A 749-nucleotide genomic window follows, 5' to 3' on the forward strand; every position below is an offset into this window, starting at 1 on the left:
TGCTCGATGGCGAGCCGATCGAGGGCCTACCGGGCCACAAGATCGCCCTCAAAGGCGTGGTGCGTACTTTCCAGAACGTGCGGTTGTTCAAGGACATGACCGCGGTCGAGAACCTCTTGATCGCCCAGCACCGTCACCTGAACACCAACTTCCTGGCGGGCCTGTTCAAGACCCCGGGGTTCCGCAAGAGCGAGCGCGAAGCCATGGAGTTCGCCGAGTACTGGCTGGAAAAGGTCAACCTCACGGCGTTTGCCAACCGTCCGGCCGGTACCCTGGCCTACGGTCAGCAACGGCGCCTGGAAATCGCCCGCTGCATGATGACCCGCCCGCGGATCCTCATGCTCGACGAACCGGCCGCCGGCCTGAACCCGAAGGAAACCGAGGACCTCAAGGCGTTGATCAGCATGTTGCGTGAAGAGCACAACGTCACTGTGCTGCTGATCGAACACGACATGAAACTGGTCATGAGCATTTCCGACCACATCGTCGTGATCAACCAGGGCACCCCCCTGGCCGACGGCACGCCGGAACAGATCCGCGACAATCCTGAAGTGATCAAAGCTTACCTGGGGGAAGCGTAAATGCTGCAATTCGAAAACGTTTCCACCTTCTACGGCAAGATCCAGGCCCTGCACAGCGTCAACGTCGAAGTCCGCCAGGGCGAGATCGTGACCCTGATCGGCGCCAACGGTGCCGGCAAGTCCACACTCTTGATGACCCTCTGCGGTTCGCCACAAGCTCAAAGCGGC

At 60.6% G+C, this 749-nt stretch carries 2 protein-coding genes; both read left to right on the forward strand.

What is annotated here, in order from left to right:
* Nucleotides 1-581, forward strand: a 581-nt coding sequence (locus NPS56_RS30930) for an ATP-binding cassette domain-containing protein (RefSeq protein ID WP_274078166.1), incomplete at its 5' end; no start/stop codon positions are given.
* Nucleotides 582-749, forward strand: a 168-nt coding sequence (locus NPS56_RS30935; protein ID WP_274078167.1) for an ATP-binding cassette domain-containing protein, incomplete at its 3' end; no start/stop codon positions are given.

Source organism: Pseudomonas putida (assembly GCF_028682635.1).
Lineage (GTDB): Bacteria > Pseudomonadota > Gammaproteobacteria > Pseudomonadales > Pseudomonadaceae > Aquipseudomonas > Aquipseudomonas putida_AE.